The organism is Affinundibacterium seohonense (assembly GCF_014284305.1).
GTDB lineage: Bacteria > Pseudomonadota > Gammaproteobacteria > Burkholderiales > Burkholderiaceae_D > Undibacterium > Undibacterium seohonense.
Genome location: NZ_JACOFW010000001.1, coordinates 369,062 through 389,815, shown reverse-complemented (window position 1 = coordinate 389,815; position 20,754 = coordinate 369,062). Strand labels below are relative to the sequence as shown.

General features: G+C 46.1%; 14 protein-coding genes and 2 pseudogenes. 10 read left to right on the top strand and 6 right to left on the bottom strand.

The genetic code is table 11. The annotated features are described in order from the left end of the window. Positions 1-141: 141 nt before the first annotated feature. From H8K52_RS01645 to H8K52_RS01615, 7 genes and pseudogenes are all read left to right on the top strand, one after another. A pseudogene (locus H8K52_RS01645) lies at positions 142-1,023 on the top strand (23S rRNA (adenine(2030)-N(6))-methyltransferase RlmJ); the annotation flags it as partial. Positions 1,024-1,369: 346 nt separating this feature from the next. Then, positions 1,370-2,638, top strand: a complete 1,269-nt coding sequence (locus tag H8K52_RS01640; RefSeq protein ID WP_186920759.1) for a branched-chain amino acid ABC transporter substrate-binding protein — start codon at positions 1,370-1,372, stop codon at positions 2,636-2,638. A 23-nt stretch (positions 2,639-2,661) separates the two neighbouring features. Beyond that, on the top strand, positions 2,662-3,642 hold the full coding sequence (locus H8K52_RS01635) for a branched-chain amino acid ABC transporter permease (RefSeq protein WP_186920758.1): 981 nt from the start codon (positions 2,662-2,664) through the stop codon (positions 3,640-3,642). Beyond that, positions 3,635-4,876 carry a branched-chain amino acid ABC transporter permease gene (locus H8K52_RS01630; protein WP_186920757.1) on the top strand — a complete coding sequence of 414 codons (1,242 nt, stop codon included), beginning with the start codon at positions 3,635-3,637 and terminating at the stop codon, positions 4,874-4,876. Before H8K52_RS01635 ends, H8K52_RS01630 begins: the two co-directional genes overlap by 8 nt. Then, positions 4,873-5,658: an ABC transporter ATP-binding protein gene (locus H8K52_RS01625; RefSeq protein ID WP_186920756.1), complete on the top strand. Its 786-nt coding sequence runs from the start codon at positions 4,873-4,875 to the stop codon at positions 5,656-5,658. The genes H8K52_RS01630 and H8K52_RS01625 overlap by 4 nt, the downstream gene beginning before the upstream one ends. After that, positions 5,655-6,374, top strand: a complete 720-nt coding sequence (locus tag H8K52_RS01620; protein WP_186920755.1) for an ABC transporter ATP-binding protein — start codon at positions 5,655-5,657, stop codon at positions 6,372-6,374. The genes H8K52_RS01625 and H8K52_RS01620 overlap by 4 nt, the downstream gene beginning before the upstream one ends. 156 nt (positions 6,375-6,530) lie before the next feature. Next, complete coding sequence (locus H8K52_RS01615; protein ID WP_186920754.1) at positions 6,531-8,570, top strand: 3-hydroxyacyl-CoA dehydrogenase NAD-binding domain-containing protein; 2,040 nt, start codon at positions 6,531-6,533, stop codon at positions 8,568-8,570. A gap of 9 nt (positions 8,571-8,579) precedes the next feature. Here H8K52_RS01615 and H8K52_RS01610 read toward each other — a convergent pair whose 3' ends face one another. Then, entirely contained in the window at positions 8,580-9,821 is a 1,242-nt protein-coding gene (locus H8K52_RS01610; protein ID WP_186920753.1) for an HD-GYP domain-containing protein, read from the bottom strand. Positions 9,822-10,159: 338 nt separating this feature from the next. On the opposite strand from H8K52_RS01610, the gene H8K52_RS01605 reads away from it, so the two are divergent. Next, positions 10,160-11,761 carry an ABC-F family ATPase gene (locus H8K52_RS01605; protein WP_186920752.1) on the top strand — a complete coding sequence of 534 codons (1,602 nt, stop codon included), beginning with the start codon at positions 10,160-10,162 and terminating at the stop codon, positions 11,759-11,761. Between the two features lie 85 nt (positions 11,762-11,846). Here H8K52_RS01605 and H8K52_RS01600 read toward each other — a convergent pair whose 3' ends face one another. Next, positions 11,847-12,530 (bottom strand): hypothetical protein, encoded by a 684-nt coding sequence (locus H8K52_RS01600; protein ID WP_186920751.1) that lies wholly within the window; start codon positions 12,528-12,530, stop codon positions 11,847-11,849. Between the two features lie 258 nt (positions 12,531-12,788). On the opposite strand from H8K52_RS01600, the gene H8K52_RS01595 reads away from it, so the two are divergent. Then, positions 12,789-13,214, top strand: a complete 426-nt coding sequence (locus H8K52_RS01595) for a hypothetical protein (protein ID WP_186920750.1) — start codon at positions 12,789-12,791, stop codon at positions 13,212-13,214. A gap of 99 nt (positions 13,215-13,313) precedes the next feature. Here the strand turns inward: H8K52_RS01595 and H8K52_RS01590 are convergent, their stop codons facing one another. From H8K52_RS01590 to lysS, 3 genes and pseudogenes are all read right to left on the bottom strand, one after another. Continuing rightward, positions 13,314-15,566, bottom strand: a complete 2,253-nt coding sequence (locus tag H8K52_RS01590) for a xanthine dehydrogenase family protein molybdopterin-binding subunit (RefSeq protein ID WP_186920749.1) — start codon at positions 15,564-15,566, stop codon at positions 13,314-13,316. A gap of 64 nt (positions 15,567-15,630) precedes the next feature. Beyond that, a complete protein-coding gene (locus H8K52_RS01585; protein WP_186920748.1) occupies positions 15,631-16,089 on the bottom strand; it encodes a (2Fe-2S)-binding protein in 459 nt (152 codons plus the stop codon). Between the two features lie 323 nt (positions 16,090-16,412). Then, a pseudogene (gene lysS / locus H8K52_RS01580) lies at positions 16,413-17,558 on the bottom strand (lysine--tRNA ligase); the annotation flags it as partial. A 283-nt stretch (positions 17,559-17,841) separates the two neighbouring features. Between lysS and H8K52_RS01575 the strand changes: the two are divergent. Next, complete coding sequence (locus tag H8K52_RS01575) at positions 17,842-18,918, top strand: transposase (protein WP_186920747.1); 1,077 nt, start codon at positions 17,842-17,844, stop codon at positions 18,916-18,918. 285 nt (positions 18,919-19,203) lie between these two features. Here the strand turns inward: H8K52_RS01575 and H8K52_RS21775 are convergent, their stop codons facing one another. Continuing rightward, the gene (locus H8K52_RS21775) at positions 19,204-20,697 is read right to left on the bottom strand and encodes a DUF4214 domain-containing protein (protein WP_186920746.1); all 1,494 of its coding nucleotides are present in this window, start codon (positions 20,695-20,697) and stop codon (positions 19,204-19,206) included. Between the last annotated feature and the right edge of the window lie 57 nt (positions 20,698-20,754).

Sequence of the window (20,754 nt, the reverse complement as noted above, 5' to 3'; positions counted from 1 at the left end):
AAGGTATATTTGATTTTGCGAGCTAAATTTCAGCAAAATCAAGCGCTTAGCTAGCAAACAGAGTAAAATCCGCCTTATTCGACATCTTCATGGCTGACACGTCTCGAATGAGTCAGCATCAATCTATTAGGAATCCCCACTATGCTGAGCTATCGCCATGGTTTTCACGCTGGCAATCATGCTGACGTTCTCAAACACTTTGTTTTAATTGAATTACTCAATTATCTCGGACAAAAAGACACCGCTTATACCTATGTCGACACCCATTCAGGTGCGGGTTTGTATTCGTTGGACACCGGTTATGCAATGAAAAATGCGGAGTACGAAACCGGTATTGGTCCTTTGTGGGAGAGGGATGATGTACCTGCCGCTTTGCAGGAGTACATGAATTTAGTCAAGGGTATGAACCCCAGTGGCAAAATGCGTTATTACCCAGGTTCGCCGTATTGTGCCAATGAGGTGATGCGCTCGCAAGATCGTTTGCGCCTGTTTGAATTGCATCCTAGCGAAATCAAAATTCTTAGCGAAAATTTTCGCAAATTAGAAGCCCATAAAGCTGAGCAGGGTGAGCGTCAAACGGTGCGCGGCAAGCGCATCATGATTAATGCGGGTGATGGCTTTGAGGGATTGAAAGCGATTCTTCCGCCGCCATCACGTCGTGGTTTAGTCTTGATTGATCCGCCGTATGAAGTCAAAGATGATTATCGTCGCGTCAAAGTTTGTCTCGAGGACGCTTTGCTGCGTTTTCCTACTGGCACGTATGCGGTTTGGTATCCAGTGCTATCTCGCATCGAATCCAAACAATTACCTGAACGCCTTAAACGTATTCCGTCCAATGGTTGGTTGAATGTGACCTTGAGTATCAGCGGCCCCAACCCAGATGGTTTTGGTCTCCACAGCAGCGGCATGTTCATTATTAATCCGCCGTGGACTTTGGAAGCCACTTTGCGCGAGGTCATGCCTTACTTGGTACGCGTATTAGGTAAAGACGTCAGCGCAAAATATGAGATTGAATCAGGCGAGACGGTCACAGTGAAAGTGAAGAGCCCGGTACGTGCTCCAGTCGATCGCAGTGCGCGAGGTACAGGCCGAGCAGGTAGTCCAGCAACCGCAGGCACTGGTCGTCCGCAAGTTGGCAGCCTGCGCACTAGCAATGCAAACAAGGGTGGCGCAAGAACTGGCGCAGCGCCAGTTGCGAGTCGTGATCTTGGACAAGGCAAACGCACAGCACGTCCCGCCAATCTGTCGAAGACACGGTCGCGTTAAACTTTTTCAGATATCTCAAGACCGCAACTGTAGATCGATTAAGCTGAAAATGCTTCATCGATCTATGTCTGTTTGCATAGTGCGTCTTCTATATGGAAATTTTATGCATCAATTACTTAGCACACTAAGCAAGTCAATTTTCGGTGTCGTTTCCGCACTCCTAATTGGCGGTCAAATTGCCCAAGCAGATACCATCAAAATCGCCGTGATTGATCCCATGTCTGGACCATTTGGCCCCGTTGGTCTGAATACCTTCAACTCATTCAAATTTATCGCCGAACGTGCGAATACCGAAAAGTGGGCAGGTGAGCATCGCTTTGTGTTCGATGCATTCGACAATAAAGCTGGCGTACAGGAGAGTTTAAGTTTATTGAAAACGGTGGCAGATAAAGGCTATCGTTTTATCACCCAAGGTACTGGCTCGGCTGTGGGGCTTGCATTGATTGACGCGGTCAATAAACATAATCAACGCAATCGTGGTAAAGAAATTATTTTTTTGAATCATGGCTCTATCGATCCTGATATGACGAATCGGCAATGCAGTTTTTGGCATTTTCGGTTTGATGCCAATTCAGACATGAAAATGGAAGCACTCAGTAGTTTCATGGCGGCTGATCAGCAAATCAAAAAAGTCTATCTAATCGGTCAGAACTACTCACATGGCCAACAAGTGGCGCGTGCGGCCAAAGCCGCATTGGCTCGCAAACGTCCTGATATACAAATTGTTGGTGAGGATTTACATCCTATCGCCAGCGTGAAAGATTTTTCTCCCTACATTAGCAAGATTAAAGCGTCGGGCGCGGACTCCGTGATTACCGGCAATTGGGGAACCGATTTAGCCTTATTGATTAAATCGGCGAAAGAGCTCAATCTCAAGGTGAATTTTTATACCTACTATGCAAGTTCAACTGGCGTGCCAACAGCGATGGGTGAGGCTGGCATCGATAAAGTTAAATTGATCGGTTACTGGCATCCAAATAATCCCTCTAAGCTTGGTAGTGCCATTACACAAGGCTATAAAGCGAAATACAAAGACGATTTTTCTTCAAGCTCGACTTACGCAATGATTGCCAGTTTGGCGCAAGCGATTCAAACCAGTGAGCGCACCGACAAGCAGACTTCCGCCATCGATCCTGTGAAAGTGGCCTATGCACTAGAACAGGTGCAAATCGATTTTTTTGGAACGCCCGCGACGATGCGTAAAACAGATCATCAATTCCAGCAGGCGCTGTATGTTTCGAATTGGGTCAAGGTCGACGGAAAGACAGTGCGCTTTGATCAAGAGAATACCGGCCTAGGGTGGAAAACCTTACAAAAATTCGAACCATTTATTTCGAGTCAGGCGACATCATGTCAGATGCAACGTCCATAAAATAAACGCGCGGAATCTGTCCTTTGGAATTTTTTCTCATCAACTTATTGAACGGCCTCAGCTACGGTTTTTTATTATTCATGCTGAGCGCTGGACTCACCATTATTTTTAGTCTGCTGGGTGTACTGAATTTTGCACACGCCAGTTTTTACATGCTGGGCGCCTATCTCGGCTACAGCTTCAGTCACATTTTTGGCTTTTGGTGGGGGCTGATGTTAGCGCCACTGTTGACGGGATTACTCGGGATAATGATCGAGCGATTTGCGTTACGTCGATTGCATCGCCAAGGACAACTCGCCGAGCTGTTGTTTAGCTTTGGTCTTGCAGCGGTCATGCTGGAAACGGTGCAATTGATTTGGGGGAAATTAGCGTTGCCTTACCAAATTCCACTAGCATTGCAAGGGAATTTGTTTAACGTGTATTCCAGTCCATTCTCGATTTATCGAGGTTTTATTGCCTTGCTTGCGCTGCTGATTTTGGGACTACTCTATGTGTTGTTTAGTCGTACCCGAACCGGCTTGATTATTCAAGCGTCATCGACGCAGCCAAAGATGGTCGAAGCTTTGGGTCACAACGTACCAAAGATTTTTATGTGGGTATTTGGACTTGGGTGCGGTTTAGCTGGTCTAGCAGGGGCGGTCGGGGGTAATTTAATGGTGACCGAGCCTAGTATGGCAGCACATGTCGGTAGCATTATTTTTGTAGTGATCGTGGTAGGTGGCATGGGATCGCTGAAGGGTGCATTTTGGGGCTCGATGTTAATCGCGATCATGCAAACTTTTGCAGTAACAGTAGACCTTTCCTTGCAAGAGATGCTGGCATATTTCGGTGTCTTAATGCCGATATCTGATGAAGCTGGCTTAATGACTATCCGCATTTCACAATTAGCACCCGTGCTACCGTTTTTACTTTTGATCATGATGCTGGTTTGGCGCCCCAATGGCCTCTTTGGTGAACGTGCGAATGCGCCGTTGAATGCTGGTGCGAGATCCAAGCATGCCTAAAAGATTTTGGTGTTCTTCTTCCTTTTTTGTGGCTGTACTGATCAGTGGTCTATTGATTAGCGCACCGCTGTTATGGCCTTCGAACGCCGCATTAAACTTTTTAACACAAGTTTGCATCACGGCGGTGTTGGCATTGTCTTTTAATCTTTTACTCGGACAAACAGGTCTACTGTCATTTGGTCACGCGGTTTATGCTGGTTTTGGTGCTTACGCGGCGATCTATGCACTCAATCAAGTTAGCGCGGGGATATGGTTTTTGCCAGTTAGTCTGGTACCAATAATCGGTGGTCTATCCGGGCTGTTTTTCGGCATGCTGTTTGGATGGATATCAAGTAAACAATCAGGACTGACATTCTCCATGATTAGTTTGGGTATCGGCGAGTTGGTATTTGCAGGATCTGCGATGTTTCCCACCGTATTTGGCGGTGAGGGCGGCAAGAGTGCGAATCGCGTCGTAGGCGAGACTTGGATGGGCATCACTTTCGGTCCACAGATCGAAATTACTTATCTCATTATTTTCTGGACCTTGATCGCTGCTGGGACGATGTTTTTTGTGACAAAAACTCCCTTAGGTAAATTGGCGAATGCCGTAAAGGAGAATGAGGAACGTGTCGCATTTCTTGGCGTTAATCCGCGTTATGTACGTTTTCTCATGTTGTGTATTTCTTGCTTTTTTGCTGGTGTGGCTGGGGCATTATCCGCCTTACATTTTGAAATGGCGACGACGGATAGTTTTAGTTTGGCACGCTCTGGGGCGATTTTGTTTTTCACCTACATTGGTGGTGTCAGCGTGTTTCTCGGCCCTGTCGTTGGTGCCATTTTGGCCGTCGTGATGTCGGTGTTCTTATCTGAACTAACACCAGCTTGGCAACTGTATCTTGGTTTACTTTTTATGTTCGTCGTGTCGTTTGCGCCGCACGGTGTGAGCGGCATGCTGCTCAGTTGGATAGACGCCGCCAAAGGCGCCAAACGTCAATCGCACTTGTCGGGCCTCCTCGTTTGGACAAGTTTATGGCTGAGCGCATCAACATTCTTGTGCTGTGGCGGCGTGATGATGATTGAGCTGCTATATCGTTGGCGCTTTCCCTCCGAGACGTTTCATCCTTTAGTCGCGTTTGGCATCACATTGGCCCCCCATAACAATTCAAGTTGGTTAATCACGTCAAGCAGTTTTGTTGTCGGTCTGGTGGCTCTGAAGATGGTCGGGCAATGCCGGCGAAGAGGCCAACAATGAGCGTGCTGCAACTTCATCAGGTTAAACTCCGAATTGGCGATACCGATATCCTGCGAGGCGTCGATCTTGAATTGAAAGCGGGTGAGGTATTAGCGCTGATAGGCCCAAATGGCGCAGGGAAATCCAGTTTATTTGATGTAATTTCTGGTCGCCAAAGTGGTAACAGCGGACAAATATTTTTGCAGGGCACTCAGATCAACGGACTGACAACGCATAAGATTGCACGCTTGGGATTGTCCCGCAGTTTTCAGACTAGTCAGTTGTTTTTAGGGATGTCTGTATTTGCTCATTTGTGTTGTGCTGCGATGGCGCGATATGGTTCTCCCTACTTGTTTTGGCGTCGTCTAAAAGCGCAGCAGCAAGTAATCATTGCAGCAGAATCCATGTTGGATTTGATCGGTTTGCGAGACCGCCAAGACGTCGTCGCCGGTGTATTACCCTATGCCGAACAGCGACGTTTGGAAATTGGGATGAGCCTCATCGGCGAAGGGAGTTGTATCTTGTTAGACGAGCCGACTGCTGGGATGAGTCGGACTGAGGCCAAAGAGATGATAGCCTTACTGAAGCAAATCAGTCTTGGTAAGAGTTTGCTGATCGTCGAACATGATCTGCAAGTGGTATTTGCGTTGGCTGATCGGATCGCGGTGATGGTACAAGGTGAAATCATTGCCTGTGATACGCCAGAGAACATACGTGCCAATGCCTTAGTGCAGGCAGCGTACCTGAGTGAGAAGGCTTTTCAGGCTCCTGCAACGATACTTGCGACGTCGGAGGGCGCATGAATAATCTACTTCAAGTGCGCGATCTGCATGCGTCTTATGCAAAAGGTCAGGTGCTGCGCGGAGTCAATTTTGACCTCAACTCATCCGAGGTTGTCGCACTCTTGGGACGAAATGGTGCTGGACGCAGTACCTGCCTAAAAGCGATTATGGGCATGGTGGAAATGAAAGGCAGTATTCAATATCAGTCAGCATCGTTAGTGGGCTTGCCAAGTTATGCGATTGCACAAGCTGGGATCGCTTATGTTCCAGAAGACCGAGCCATTTTCGCCAAATTGTCAGTGGAACAGAATCTTCTACTAGGACTAAAGCCGGCTCACTCGGTGTCGAGCAACACGACCACCCAATGGCAATTGCATGATGCTTATGCTTTGTTTCCAGTTCTCAAACAACGGCGACATGTGGCAGCTGGTGCCTTATCGGGTGGAGAACAGCAAATGCTATCGTTGGCGCGCAGTCTGTTGGGTAATCCTGATTTGTTGTTGGTCGATGAACCAACCGAGGGTCTGGCACCTCAGGTCGTCAAGCAGCTGCTGCATTGTTTTCAAACGATCAAACAACGTGGTGTGGCGATCTTATTGGTGGAGCAAAAACTACAGTTGGCGATGCAATTGGCGGATCGCTTTTTATTACTTGGACATGGTCAGATCGTGTTTGATGGAAGTCGCGAGGAACTTCTGGATAATGAGTTATTACGCAAAGAGTGGTTGGAAGTTTAGTCAGTGCCTGTGGCGAACTACGCCAAATTATTGTCATTCGAGACAGCATAGTCTCTGCAATTACAACACATAAGATAGCGGTTCTCCCTGCAATTGCATTAAAATTCTCCAACAAAAAATACGCATTTTCACCAGAATTCCTATCAAGAGACATTCATGAGCGCATCCCTAGAAATACAGAACAATCTGGCCATTATCAAGATCAATCATCCACCTGTGAACGGTCTTGGGCATGCAAGCCGTGCTGCCATTTCTGAACATCTAGCTTTGGCTGAAAGCGATCCTATAGTGACGGCGATCTTGTTGACCGGGACAGGTAAAGCATTTTCGGGTGGCGCCGATATCAAAGAATTTGGCACCGATAAAACTTATGCTGAGCCATCCTTGCCTACGTTATTAGAACAACTTGATCGCATCAGCAAACCCGTCATTGCGGTGATTAACGGAGTCTGCATGGGTGGTGGTCTTGAGTTGGCCTTGGCCTGCCACTATCGGGTTACGACCAGTGGAATTGCCTTTGCCTTGCCCGAGGTGAAGCTGGGCTTACTCCCTGGCGCAGGAGGCACGCAACGTCTGCCACGCCTGCTCAGTATGGAGATGTGTGCCACAATGATTAGCAGTGGACAAGTAACGCTGTCTGATCAATTGGCCGACAGCGCATTATTCAATTTGTTTGAGATTGCGCCCAAAGAGTTGATGAAATCGGCAAGTGAATTTGCACAACAGGTAGCAAGCATCCGTCCGCTGCCGCGCGTGCGAGATCTCCCAGTTCATCAACCAAAGAGCGAGGATTTTTTTGTCATCGCTCGCGCTGGTTTGATGAAAAGATCGAAAAATTTTCCGGCACCATTTGCCTGCCTCGGCGCTCTAGAAGCGAGTATGACGCAAGACTTCGATGAGGGTATCAAGACCGAGCGCAAACTATTTCAGCAATTGCTTCAAAGTGATGAATCGAAAGCTTTACGTCATATTTTTATGGCAGAACGAGCAGCTGGCAAAATTGTCGGTGTCGAAGCAGACACGCCACTCCGGCAAATTTTATCGGTTGCGGTGATTGGTGCTGGCACCATGGGAGCAGGGATTGCCATGAATTTTGCGAGTGCCGGCATTCCGGTGCAAATTCTCGATTTGCAAGCAGCGTCCTTAGAAAAAGGTCTACAAAAAATTCGCGACACGTATCAAAGTGCGGTGACTAAAAAGAAATTGACGCAAGAGCAGTGTGATCAACGCTGCAAGTTAGTGCAGGGTGTCGATAGCTATACAGCGATTGCCAACGCCGACTTAGTGATTGAAGCTGTATTTGAAGACATACAAGTGAAACAAAGTGTCTTCGTGCAGCTCGATCAGGTGATGAAAGCAGGCGCCATTTTAGCTTCGAATACCTCGACTTTGGATGTGAATCAAATCGCTAATTTTACCAAACGTCCTCAAGATGTGATCGGCCTACATTTTTTTAGTCCTGCCAACATCATGGAGTTATTAGAGATCGTTCGTGGTGCACAAACAGCAAACGATGTGTTAGCGACTTGTTTTGCACTTGCGAAAAAAATCAAAAAAACCGCAGTGGTGGCAGGCGTCTGCGATGGGTTCATCGGCAATCGCATGTTAGAGCAATATACCAAACAAGCTACCTTTTTATTGGAAGAGGGATGCAGTCCGCAGCAAGTTGATCAAGCGATCGAAAACTTTGGCTTTGCGATGGGGCCATTTCGGATGAGCGATCTAGCTGGCAATGACATTAGTTGGGCGATCCGTAAACGTCGTCTGACGGCAAACCCTGATGCAATTTATTCTAAACTAGGTGATCTACTCTGCGAGCAAGGACGCTTTGGACAAAAAACGCAGGCCGGTTGGTATGACTATCAACCCAATGGTAGAAGCGCTTATCCTTCAGAGCTTGTCGTTCAAATGATTCGCCAACATTCACATGACATGGCAATACCACAACGTGATATCAGCGATGCAGAGATAGTGCAGCGATTAGTCTTGGCTTTAGCAAATGAGGGTAGAAAAATTCTAAGAGAGGGGATTGCAGCACGGTCTTCCGACATTGATATTGTGTATCTGAAAGGCTATGGTTTCCCCTTGCATCGTGGTGGCCCGATGTTTTATGCGGATCACTTGGGATGGGATACAGTGGATGAACTGATTGCGCAATTTGCAGCGGGGCATCAAGGACAAACTTGGTTAGTCTAGTGTTATTTTCTACCCAACCCACATGTCATTGAAATTCTTAAATGCCCATTTGCTGACATCTTCATGCGCAACGATCTTCTCGCGCTTACAATCCATCGTCGGACGAGAAAGATCGACGATTTGCGGCGTAATGTAAGTCTTTGACTTGGTGGAGAAAAATATTTTGATTTTGGGCTCCACTAAAGATTTGGATTGTTCCAACACGACGGCCAAACGTCCAGAGGAGAGCCTGACCAGCGATCCAACTGGATAAATTCCTACACTACTGACAAACGCTTGAAACACATCTTTGTCGTATTGCGCTTCACACCATTCGCTCATTCTTTGTATCGATTCGACTGGCTCCCAACCTGCTTTATAAGGACGATTAGACGTAATGGCATCGTACACGTCGCAGACCGCACCCATTTTTGCGAATAATGAGATTTCGTTTCCTGCCAAGCCATGTGGATAGCCACTGCCATCAATACGTTCATGATGATGTAAGACGACATCTAAAGTGACCGCGTGATGAAAACCATTTTCCGTCAATAGGCGATAGCCTTCTTGAGGATGGGTTTTCATGATGTCGAATTCTTCCTTTGTTAGTTTGCCTGGTTTTAGCAAAATTTCACTCGGCGTGACTGCTTTGCCCAAATCATGTAATAGACCGGCGAGACCTGCTTCATGAGTTTGCTCGTCATCGAGATTTAAATGATGAGAAAGCGCGACCATCAGTGCGCATACTGCGACGGAGTGCATATAGGTGTAGTCGTCAGCAGTTTTTAGGCGTGCCAGACTGATTAGCGCATTCGGATTGCGCATCACCGAATAGGAAATGTCTTGGACGATCTCGCCTGCATGGTCGACCGAAATCGCTTTTCCCATCCGCGTTTCTTCAAACATGGATTGCACTGATTTTTTTGCCCTCGCGCATATCATGGCGGCTCGCTGCATCTCATCATTCATGCTGCTCGCTTTTGGCCTGACTTTTACTATCGGTGTTGCAACAGCCAGTGTGGCTTCAAGGTTTGCCCCTGGTGGTGGATAGACAGTTTGCTGATGTTCTAAGCTTGACTCCGCATCGACGTCCGAACCTTTGTCCAGATTGATCCAAACTTCTGAAATGCCACTGTGCCGAATGAGCGTGATGTCCCTAGGATCAGTAATGATAGATTTGGATCTCCAAAATGGATGGTCGATCCATGAACCGCAGAGTGATTGCAGGTACATACCAACACGCAATTGCTCGACAGGGATTTTTTTAAGCATGTTCACTGCCTCGGTACTTAATGGAATACAACAGAAGTCACTAGAAATTAGTTTCCTTACGGAAATTCATTTTAACGGTTTAAGTCACTAAATTGGTGTCTTAAATTCCAAAATATTGTTAAATATTTCTTCTGGTTCTATGCAGAATAAAAAACTGATTGATTTGCTTGCCTAAAGTGCATATGCGTTTGAATTCAATCGATTTAATTAGTTTTTCGGCACATTTCAGCGTACTTCAGCAAACTTAGGAGTTTGAATTTCTGTCGTTTTTATGAGTAGTTGCAATGCACAATGGTATAATCTGCGGTTAATTTAATTCCACGCAAAAAGGTCTCAACGTGTTAGCAACAGCAAATATCACCATGCAGTTTGGCCCTAAGCCACTGTTTGAAAACATCTCTGTGAAGTTCGGCGAAGGAAATCGCTACGGTTTGATCGGCGCCAATGGTTGCGGCAAGTCCACTTTCATGAAAATCCTGGGTGGTGACTTGGATCAGTCTTCCGGTACGGTGATGTTGGATCAAAATGAGCGATTAGGTAAATTGCGTCAGGATCAATTTGCTTTTGAAGACATGCGTGTACTCGATGTCGTCATGATGGGACATACCGAAATGTGGGCAGCGATGGCAGAGCGCGATGCGATTTATGCCAATCCTGAAGCCACCGATGACGATTATATGAAAGCGGCTGATTTAGAAGCAAGATTCGCCGAATACGATGGTTACACTGCGGAAGCCCGCGCTGGTGAATTGTTATTGGGTGTTGGTATTCCTACCGACCAGCATCAGGGTTTGATGAGTTCTGTCGCACCAGGCTGGAAACTACGTGTATTGCTGGCGCAGGCGTTGTTCTCGAATCCGGATATTTTGTTGCTGGATGAACCAACCAATAACTTGGATATCAACACGATTCGCTGGTTGGAAGATATTTTGAATCAGCGTAATTCAACCATGATTATCATCTCGCATGATCGTCATTTTTTGAATCAAGTCTGCACCCACATGGCCGACATGGATTACGGCACTTTGAAGGTATATCCGGGTAATTATGACGAATACATGTTGGCATCTTCACAAGCTCGTGCGCAACAATTAGCCAATAATGCTAAAGCCAAAGACAAGGTTTTAGAGTTACAAGACTTCGTTCGCCGTTTCTCAGCGAATAAATCGAAAGCGCGCCAAGCAACGTCACGTGCGAAACAAATCGAAAAAATTAAGATTGAAGACGTCAAACCATCGAGTCGTCAGAATCCGTTCATCCGTTTTGATGGCGAGAAAAAATTGCATCGTTTGGCAGTCGAAGTCCAGCATCTGTCCAAAGCCTATGATCAAAAATTGTTCGATAGTTTTGACATCATGGTAGAAGCTGGTGAGCGTATCGCCATCATCGGCGCCAATGGTGCAGGTAAGACCACTTTGTTGCGTTGCATAGGTGGTGCCGATCTTTGCGGCTTAACGGCGGATCGCGGTGAAGTGAAATGGGCAGAAAATGCGAATCCAGGTTACATGCCACAAGATCCTGCGGAAAATTTTGCATCGGATAAAAATCTGACCGATTGGATGGGAATGTACACGCAAGAGGGCGATGATGATCAGGCGGTGCGTTCAATTCTCGGTCGTTTGCTGTTCAGTGGTGATGACGTTAAAAAGTCCGTCAAAGTGTTATCCGGTGGTGAAAAAGGGCGCATGACCTACGGTAAATTGATGCTGGGTCGCCATAATGTGTTGTTAATGGATGAACCGACTAACCATATGGATATGGAATCAATCGAATCCTTGAATATCGCCTTGGAAAAATATGCAGGCACGCTGATTTTCGTTTCACATGATCGTGAATTCGTTTCATCATTGGCGACCCGTGTTTTAGAAGTTAAGGACGGTAAGATTATCGATTTCCGTGGTACCTACGAAGAGTATTTGACTAGTCAAGGTATTGAATAAGTTTGCAATGCTTTAACGTAAAAAAAGACCAGAAATTTTCTGGTCTTTTTTATTTGGAACGCTGGTTAATATCAAGCTTATCGGATCAATTATCTAAGAATTCAGGATCATCGAGAGAGAAGCGAATATACATACGTGAATCAAATTCATCACGCAATTCGACCGCCTTGTCTTTGCCTTTTGCATGCAAAATAGCGGCTATGAAAGGATGACGGAAGACATGAAGATCCTCCAGACTACGAGCTTTTTGCAGTTTTCTTTGCAAGAAGAATCCTCTTAAACCGAGATTCTCTTTAATGTGTTCTGCCAAATAGCGCTTCATCATATCGACGCGATTTTCTCGACTATCATCGTCATCATATTTGGCGAGTAAAGCATCAAGATTGTTGTTCCATACAACTTCTTCATCTTCTGCTGGTTCGAAAATCGTTTGCGACTCTTCCAACGCATCAATCGAGCCAAGTGTATTTGAACTTAAACTTAATTCGGAAGGTGTCACCGTTAAATCTAAATCATTTGAATTCAACACCAACTGCGTATCAACTTGATCAGATTCTACGTAAACACGTTGAATGAAATCCTCATCTTTTAGTTCTTGCAAACTTTGTAGATTTAAACCTAGACCGCCGATTTTTTGCACGATATCGGCATCGGTTTTTTTCCCATCAATCAGTACCAATAGTGAACGCATACGAGAGGGTAGATGCCATTTGCGGGTGGCGATTTCTTCGCGGCCCTTGTCGGTTTTATCGTAGATAGTGATTTGCATGAGGCTTGAATCAGTTGATCGGTTTTCGTATAGTGGCAGATTTTTCGCTACTCTTGAAAATATACTATAAGTTCATCGCTTTTCCGTAGTTGCGACGAGAAATAAACTTGAATGCCTGTTATTGTGTCTTTTTAGGAAATAGATCGTCCTAAAAATAGGCTTAACATACCAAGCATTTGCTTAAAAATTACCTAAGCTCACCGTGCTCTGATACCATCGCCGCTTATTCTGGCTTGATCATTTTTTTAGTGAATTCTTATGCTGCGTTACTTTTCGATTTTACTTATTTTCTCTTTGGTTTTTCTTCACAATGATGCCCACGCAGATGCTTTTGTTTGCATGGATAGTCACGGCAAGAAAATGTTTTCAAAGGAGCCTTGTGAAAACAAAGGATTAAAAACAGCGACGAAAGAATTTCCCATTGTGGCGGGGCAGGCAGTGACTGCGAAGATCATTATGCCTGGCAGTGAGAATGTACCGAAGCTTGCCAAGGATGGTGGAATGATCAGTCCGGATGGGAAATATGTCACCAAGCCAGGACAGATTTACATGACCAGTGAATTGCCGCTGGAAAAACCAGTTCTCTATTTTTTGCTCATTATGTTGGCGGGAACCGCCGCTTTATTTTGTCTGATCTTTGTTCGTTTTTTTAAAGCGCACCATTCCAAATACAAGCACGACTAACAAATACTGTTCTGAAATAAAAATAGCCCCTAACATTGTTTCGGGGCTATTTTTTTTGGGCGAACCTTAAATTTAGTTCAGTTTTAGCTCAACTCAGTTTTAGCTTAATTTAAATGGCAAGCTTCTAGGTGCCTTGCCTACTAACTTAGCAATCGCATTCCCAAATGCTGGCGCCAAAGGAGGTAAACCGGGCTCGCCCATACCGGTTGGCGGGTCGGCACTCGGAACAATATGCACACTCACCTGTGGCATATCGGTGATGCGAGCGACTGCATAATCGCCAAAATTGCTTTGCTCAACCACGCCATCTTTTAACGTAATTGCTGCGTTTTCTAGACACATACCTAGCCCCATTAAAGCAGCGCCCTGAACTTGCGCTTCGATGGTTTTGGGGTTGACAGCCAGATTGCAATGCACGCCTGCCGTCGCTGTATGTAATTTTGCCTGCCCATTCTGAATTGAGGCGGTGACGACATAGGCAACTACAGTTTCAAACGATTCATGGACAGCGACGCCCCAAGCATGACCTTTGGGCAAGCGACGTTTGTTGTAGCCGGATTTTTCTACGGCTAACTTTAATGCCGCAGTATGACGCGGATGTTTATCGCCGAATTGCTTTAAACGATAAGCTACAGGATCTTGTTTGGCATTACGGGCAATTTCATCAATCAAGGTTTCCATCACATAGGCGGTATGTGTAGAGCCTACGCTACGCCACCACAAGACTGGGACGTTAACTTTAGGGTGATGTACCGACAAGCGCATTGGTATTTCATATGGATCTCGCATTCCTTCAATCGCAGTGCCATCGATACCTTTTTTGACAAGGAAACCTTCGAATGGGGTGCCAGAAACGATAGATTGGCCAACGATGACATGATCCCATGCTTGAATTTGCCCTTGTTCATCTAAGCCAATCTCTGCACGATGAACATGCATAGGTCGGTAGTAACCTCCCTTAATGTCATCCTCACGGCTCCAGATAGTACGGATGGGGGCCTGAATTCCTGCAGCGTGAGCAGCTTTCGCCACCTGACAAGACTCAATCACGTAATCACAATTAGGTACCGCACGTCGTCCAAACCCACCGCCCGCCATTTGTACATGCAGCATCACATGTTGCGGTGAAATTCCCAGCGTCTGTGCCGCAGCCATCGTCTCTACGCCGGGCATTTGCGTGCCAACCCATAGTTCAGCCTTACTCTTGTCGGCACTCAATTGAACCGTGCAGTTCAGTGGCTCCATCGCAGCATGGGCTAAGTAGGGAAAGGTGAACTCCGCGCTGATCTTTTTTGTGGCGGTCGCTAGTTTGCTGACATCGGCATCGAAATGTAATTTGCCGGTGGTTTTTGCCAAGTCTTGATATTGTTTGAGTTGGGTAAGGCTATCAACTTTGTCGACACCACTACTATCCCAATCCACTTTCAATGCATCTCGCCCTTGTTTGGCTGGCCAGAAACCATCGGCAATGATCGCCACACCTTCGCCACCACGATCGACGGCAATTTTCAAAACAGCACGGACACCTTTAATTTGTTTAGCAGCGCTATCGTCAAAAGATCTTAGCTTTGCACCAAATACTGGTGGGTGGGCAATCACCGCGGTTAGCATGCCTGGTAAATGAACATCGATGCCAAATTGCTGCTGTCCGGTCGATTTATCTTTGGCATCGAGACGACCGACTTGTTTGCCAATAATTTTGAAAGTCTTAGGATCTTTTAACTTCACCGTATCAGGTACGGCGAGTTTCATGGCCGTGTTAGCTAATTCAGCATAGCTTAAGGTCTTGCCATCGGCCCGAATTACCGCGCTGCGATCGGTCCGTAATGTATCGGGATTGACTTGCCATTGTGCGGCGGCAGCGGCAACCAGCATGGCGCGGGCTCTGGCACCTAATTCACGATACTGCTTGTAAGAATTCTTAATGGAGCCGGAGCCACCAGTCAAATGCATGCCAAAAGCCGGATCGACATAGGCCGGATCAGCACTACCATGAATCGCCTTAACTTTACTCCAATCCACATCCAATTCTTCGGCCAAAATCATAGGCAGAGCAGTGTGTACACCTTGCCCAAATTCGAGACGATTGATCGTGACTGTAACGGTGCCGTCGTTGGCAATCTGTAAAAAGGCAAGTGGTTGTTCAAACGCTTTCAATCCTGGAGGGGCTTTGTCGGTCTGTGCCATCGCGGGGAACATTCCCAAGGCAAAACCACCAGCGACGCTCATTTTTAAGAATTGCCGACGCGATGGGGCGCTTGTCTCATTGCGACTTGCGGTTTGTTTTTCGATTAAGGCCGCGATTCCTTTGGGAAGTTGGCTTAAGTCTTTATTGGTTGGCTGAAAATGCATGTCAATATCCTTTTTGTGCTTTTTGTATAGAACGCATGAACTTAGGAATGTGCTGAAAAGATTGCTAGTTCAAATTGGCAGCGGCGGCTTTGATCGCACTGCGTATACGCTGATAGGTACCACATCGGCAGATATTGCCCGACATCGCCGCATCGATATCGGCGTCACTCGGTTTTTTATTGGTTTTCAATAAGGCGGTTGCACTCATGATTTGTCCGCTTTGACAGTAGCCACATTGCGCTACGTCGTGGGTAATCCAAGCCTGTTGTACTGCGCGACCAACTTTGTCGTTGGCAATAGCCTCTATGGTGGTGAGCTTGCGCCCATTGGCTGCCGAAATCGGGGTTACGCATGATCGAATCGCCTGGCCATCAAGATGCACGGTGCAAGCGCCACATTGTGCAACGCCACAGCCATATTTGGTACCGCTGAGCCCAAGTCCATCACGAATTGCCCATAAAACTGGGGTGTCAGGTGCCAGATCGAGGGCACTTTCTTTGGTATTTACGTTTAACTTAATCATGTCAGCAATCCTTATTGAAATGCAGTAATGGCGGGGAAACCAGTTTAATGGTGTTTTGATAGACTAGTGAATATCGTTCACACAAGCAAGATAATTCAAGAGTAAATTAGGGCTTTTTGTTGGCATCATTGCCGTTTTGTCTTCGGTCCAAGAAAGAAGTTCGAAAAGCGCATTAGTCCTCGATTGTCAGGAGTTTACAACCGACATAAATTCATTTTCAGATGATCGTTGTCGTTGGCGGATTTTGTAGCGCACCAAGACAAAAGTGAATAAAAAAAAGGAAACTCATCAAGTTTCCTTTTTTTCTTCAAGCGACTAAGAAATCAATCTTCACGACGCAAATGTGGGAACAAAATCACGTCACGAATATTTGGTGAATCCGTGATCAACATCATCAAACGATCAATGCCGATGCCACAACCGCCGGTTGGTGGCAGGCCGTATTCCAAAGCACGAATGTAATCGGCGTCGTAATACATAGCTTCTTCATCACCAGCATCTTTGGCGGCAACTTGTGCCATGAAGCGCGCTGCTTGATCTTCTGCGTCGTTTAATTCAGAGAAGCCGTTTGCGATTTCACGGCCAGTCATGAACAACTCAAAGCGTTCTGTAATCCCCGCGACAGTGTCAGAAGCACGTGCCAAAGGTGATACTTCAGCTGGGTAGTCGATAATGTAAGTCGGCTCCCACAATTGCGCCTCTGCCGTTTCTTCAAACAAGGCCAATTGCAATGCACCCAAGCCAGCCGTGGCGAAAGGTTTCACGCCAAACTTTTTTAATTCAGTTTTAATAAACTCAGCATCATTCAATTGTTCTGCTGTGTAATGCGGTGCGTATTTATTGATTGCGCCGACGATAGTTAAGCGTTGGAATGGCTTGGATAAATCTAATTCCTTACCTTGGTAAGTTAATACCGCTGTGCCGTGTGCATCGACCGCCGCTTTACGAATCACTTCTTCGGTAAAGTCCATCAACCATTTGTAATCCACATACGCCGCATAGAATTCCATCATCGTGAATTCTGGATTGTGACGTGGTGAGACGCCTTCGTTACGGAAGTTCCGATTGACTTCAAACACGCGATCAAAACCGCCGACGACCAAGCGCTTCAAATACAATTCTGGTGCGATACGCAGATACATTTCCATATCCAGCGCATTGTGATGTGTGATGAAAGGTTTTGCTGCCGCGCCGCCAGGAATGACGTGCAACATCGGTGTTTCCACTTCCATGAAATCATGGCTGTTCATGAAGCTACGAATGGAGTTCATCGCTGCGGTACGCGCTTTGAATGTGCGACGGGTTTCTTCGCTCATGATCAAATCGACGTAACGCTGACGGTATTTTGTCTCTTGATTGGATAAGCCGTGGAATTTATCAGGAAGAGGGCGCAACGATTTAGTCAGCAAGCGCAATTTCGTCACTTTGACAGTCAACTCGTCAGTCTTGGTTTTGAACAAAACACCTTCTAACAACAAGAGACACCCATCTCAAAAAGCAACAAATTAATTAAAACACTTGCTTATTATTTACCAATTAAATAATCTGATCCCACATCAGTTTTCAACCGTAAAAACGGAGGTGAGATCATGCCAATGGCTCGTAATCGATATGTGTCCTTGGACGCGACACAACAACAAGAGACACCCATCTCAAAAAGCAACAAACATAGCTAAAAAGCTTGCTTATTATTTATTCATTAAATAATCTGATCCCACGTCAGTTTTCAACCGCAAAAACGGAGGTGGAATCATGCCAATGGCTCGTAATCGATATGTGTCCTTAGACGCGACACCGTATTACCACTGCATTGGACGTTGCGTTCGCCGTGCGTTTTTGTGGGGTAAAGATGATTTTTCAGGACGGGATTTTTCGCATCGTAAAGCTTGGGTGATTGAGCGTTTGCGGGAGTTGTCCGAGGTGTTTTCAATCTCGATTTGCGCCTACGCGATTATGTCGAATCACTACCATCTGGTGTTGCACGTCGATCGTGAACGCACCGCCGCTATGTCCGATGCCGAGGTCGTAGAACGATGGCAGCGCTTGTTTTCTTTGCCTTTGCTCTTACAAAATTTTCTGAAGGGTGATGCGCAAGACGCTGCTACCAGGCGTGTCGTTGATAGTTTGATTCTGGAATTGCGTAGTCGCTTACATGATTTGTCTTGGTATATGCGCTGTCTCAACGAATCGATAGCGCGTCGTGCCAATGCCGAAGATGACTGCACAGGGCGGTTTTGGGAAGGTCGCTTCAAAAGTCAGGCGATTTTGGATGAAGCGGGATTGCTAGCCTGCTGTGCCTATGTCGATCTCAATCCCATTCGCGCAGGCATGGTCGATCTGCCAGAGCAGGCGGAATACACGTCGATACAGCAGCGAATACGCAGCGTGCAAGTCGCCGAAGCTACTGAACAAAGAATGAGTTCATCTGACACAAAGATGGCAACAAACACTAAGTTGCAGCCTATTTTCGACGACACCAACATCAATATCGCCGAGTTTACCTTGCCGCTACACCCCTTTGGCAATTCCCTCAGTGTCGCTCCTGCCCAAGGCCTGCCATGCTCTCTGCAAGAATATGTAGAACTAGTCGATTGGGCAGCTCGTATCGTACGCAGCGATAAAAGTTATGCGATGCCAGGTAACACACCACCGATATTGACGCGGCTTGGTTTTACACCAGAGCAGTTTCAACAAAGTATGCAAAGCAAAGCGATGAGCCGGGGCAGTGCGATTGGTCAAATCGAACGACTTAAAGCCTACGCTGCGCATCTGCAAAAGCGTTGTGTGATGGGGGTGGGATTAAAAGTGCCCATTCTTAATGGGGTTTGATGTCGTAAATTGGTAAATTTGACTTGGGCTTGTTTATGAAAACAACCATGCAGTTGTTGTCGAGAGGTCGCTCTAACTTGTGTCGTAAGTGCTATGGCAATTGTACCAGCTCAGTTGGCTTAAATCACTCGCGTCGCTACAATTTAGTTAAATGAATGCAATAGCAGGCTTGATCTTGCCACTATTCTTGTTGCTTTACGAGATGGGTGTCTTGGTCAATGCTTTACGCTTCCACTAAGCAAGCCGTCTAGTAAAACCAAATTTCAAAATTAATAGCAACCAAGACTACAGCAAGCCCAATTGATCTGGTGCTAATCCTATCAAAGCAATCGCGGCATTAATATCGGTCGGAGATACTGCTTTTGCGATCGCCATACCTTGCGTAATGGATTGTTCGGGGCTGTTGTAGTTAAGGCCTGCATCAACGGCGAAAATGTTTGCTACTTTAATTTTATTGTCTAGCAGGTCAGCGACCCATGACCATGTCGGATCAGATTTAAATGTATGAGCGCTATTGAGGATGGATGTGACGAGTGAGCCACGTGATTCATTACCGCTACTAAGTGCCGTACTCCAGTAGGCTAGTCCTTCGGCATCGGCACCTTCGGTTCGTCCAAGGACATTGGTGTAAATACGATTAACAAAGTCTTGATTACTCATGTTTGCGGAGTAGCCGGTAACTGCGGAGTGTTCGACACCAGCATCGTAGAATGATTCGGCAATTTGGCGTATCGAGCTTCCATTTTTGAATTGAGTGATCCAATAAGAGAGTCCATCTGCGTCGGGCACGCGATTAAAAAAAGCGGCATAGAGTTCTTCGATACCTTGCAGTGCTTTTGGATCAATTGATTTGGCCAATGCTTGGATCTGCAAATTAATACGCATATCAGCGAATTTAATGTATTCAATGTTGAGCAAGTTATCTATGCCTTGGCTACCTTGAATTTCGTAGGCGTCTCCAGTCTTTTTAAGTGTGTAGCTATTACGTGTACCGTTATATAGTGCGGTATCGATGCCCTCTACGCCGTCTAGAACATCGTTGCCGGAGGTGCCAATTAAGATATCGTTATCAGCTGTCGTCATCAAGTATTTCCCTTGTGACCCGACGCCTAAAGCTCCACCGAGGCCATCATCACCATAAAGCCATTTCAATGCTGCTATATCGTAAGGACTGTACTGGCTATGTACACCAATTTTGGTATACGACATTAAGCTGTGTTCAGTGTTGTTATCTTCCGTCGGCAGAGCGATGTTGCCAGAGAATGGATGCTTCAAACCGAGCACATGACCAATCTCGTGCAATAGTAACTCGTAGGAAAAATTGCCCAATTGAGGGCTCAAGTATTGATTGCCGTACTCCGCTGTATCGATATACAGATAAGCTTGAACATCGTAACTCGTGAGGAGCTTATTCTTGTCGTAACGATAGTTATAGTTCCAATCAGTTAATCCAGCAAAATTAGGATTGTCAATATTGGCATTGGCAAAGTGTAAATCCGCAATATTAGCCTCAATTGTCTCACTGAAAGCTATGCCAGTAATTTGTGAAACGTAGCGAAAAATATCACGCACCGCATTTTGTTGTGTGATACTGAATATTTCTAAGTTGCCGCTTACACCTGAAGTTGGTGCACTTGTTTCAGCATTAACAGCGAAGCTATAAAAAATCGTGTTGCGCTTTGGAGTTAACCAATTCCATCCTGGTCCGCTGTCAAGCAATGCATCTATGTGATTCCAGTTTGATAAAAATGGTGTCGTAATCGTCGTTAGAGTAGTCACATCATATCCTTAGTGAAAATGCAATCGGCGATAGGGCCAATGCACCTAAAGCTAAGC

What these genes read in the sequence shown, in the direction of transcription:
- H8K52_RS01575 (WP_186920747.1), top strand. Translation starts at nt 17,842, where the DNA reads ATGCCAATGGCTCGTAATCGATATGTGTCCTTAGACGCGACACCGTAT.
- H8K52_RS01590 (WP_186920749.1), bottom strand. Translation starts at nt 15,566, where the DNA reads ATGCATTTTCAGCCAACCAATAAAGACTTAAGCCAACTTCCCAAAGGA.
- H8K52_RS01610 (WP_186920753.1), bottom strand. Translation starts at nt 9,821, where the DNA reads ATGCTTAAAAAAATCCCTGTCGAGCAATTGCGTGTTGGTATGTACCTG.
- H8K52_RS01600 (WP_186920751.1), bottom strand. Translation starts at nt 12,530, where the DNA reads ATGCAAATCACTATCTACGATAAAACCGACAAGGGCCGCGAAGAAATC.
- H8K52_RS01640 (WP_186920759.1), top strand. Translation starts at nt 1,370, where the DNA reads ATGCATCAATTACTTAGCACACTAAGCAAGTCAATTTTCGGTGTCGTT.
- H8K52_RS01620 (WP_186920755.1), top strand. Translation starts at nt 5,655, where the DNA reads ATGAATAATCTACTTCAAGTGCGCGATCTGCATGCGTCTTATGCAAAA.
- H8K52_RS01585 (WP_186920748.1), bottom strand. Translation starts at nt 16,089, where the DNA reads ATGATTAAGTTAAACGTAAATACCAAAGAAAGTGCCCTCGATCTGGCA.
- H8K52_RS01595 (WP_186920750.1), top strand. Translation starts at nt 12,789, where the DNA reads ATGCTGCGTTACTTTTCGATTTTACTTATTTTCTCTTTGGTTTTTCTT.
- H8K52_RS01615 (WP_186920754.1), top strand. Translation starts at nt 6,531, where the DNA reads ATGAGCGCATCCCTAGAAATACAGAACAATCTGGCCATTATCAAGATC.
- H8K52_RS01625 (WP_186920756.1), top strand. Translation starts at nt 4,873, where the DNA reads ATGAGCGTGCTGCAACTTCATCAGGTTAAACTCCGAATTGGCGATACC.
- H8K52_RS01630 (WP_186920757.1), top strand. Translation starts at nt 3,635, where the DNA reads ATGCCTAAAAGATTTTGGTGTTCTTCTTCCTTTTTTGTGGCTGTACTG.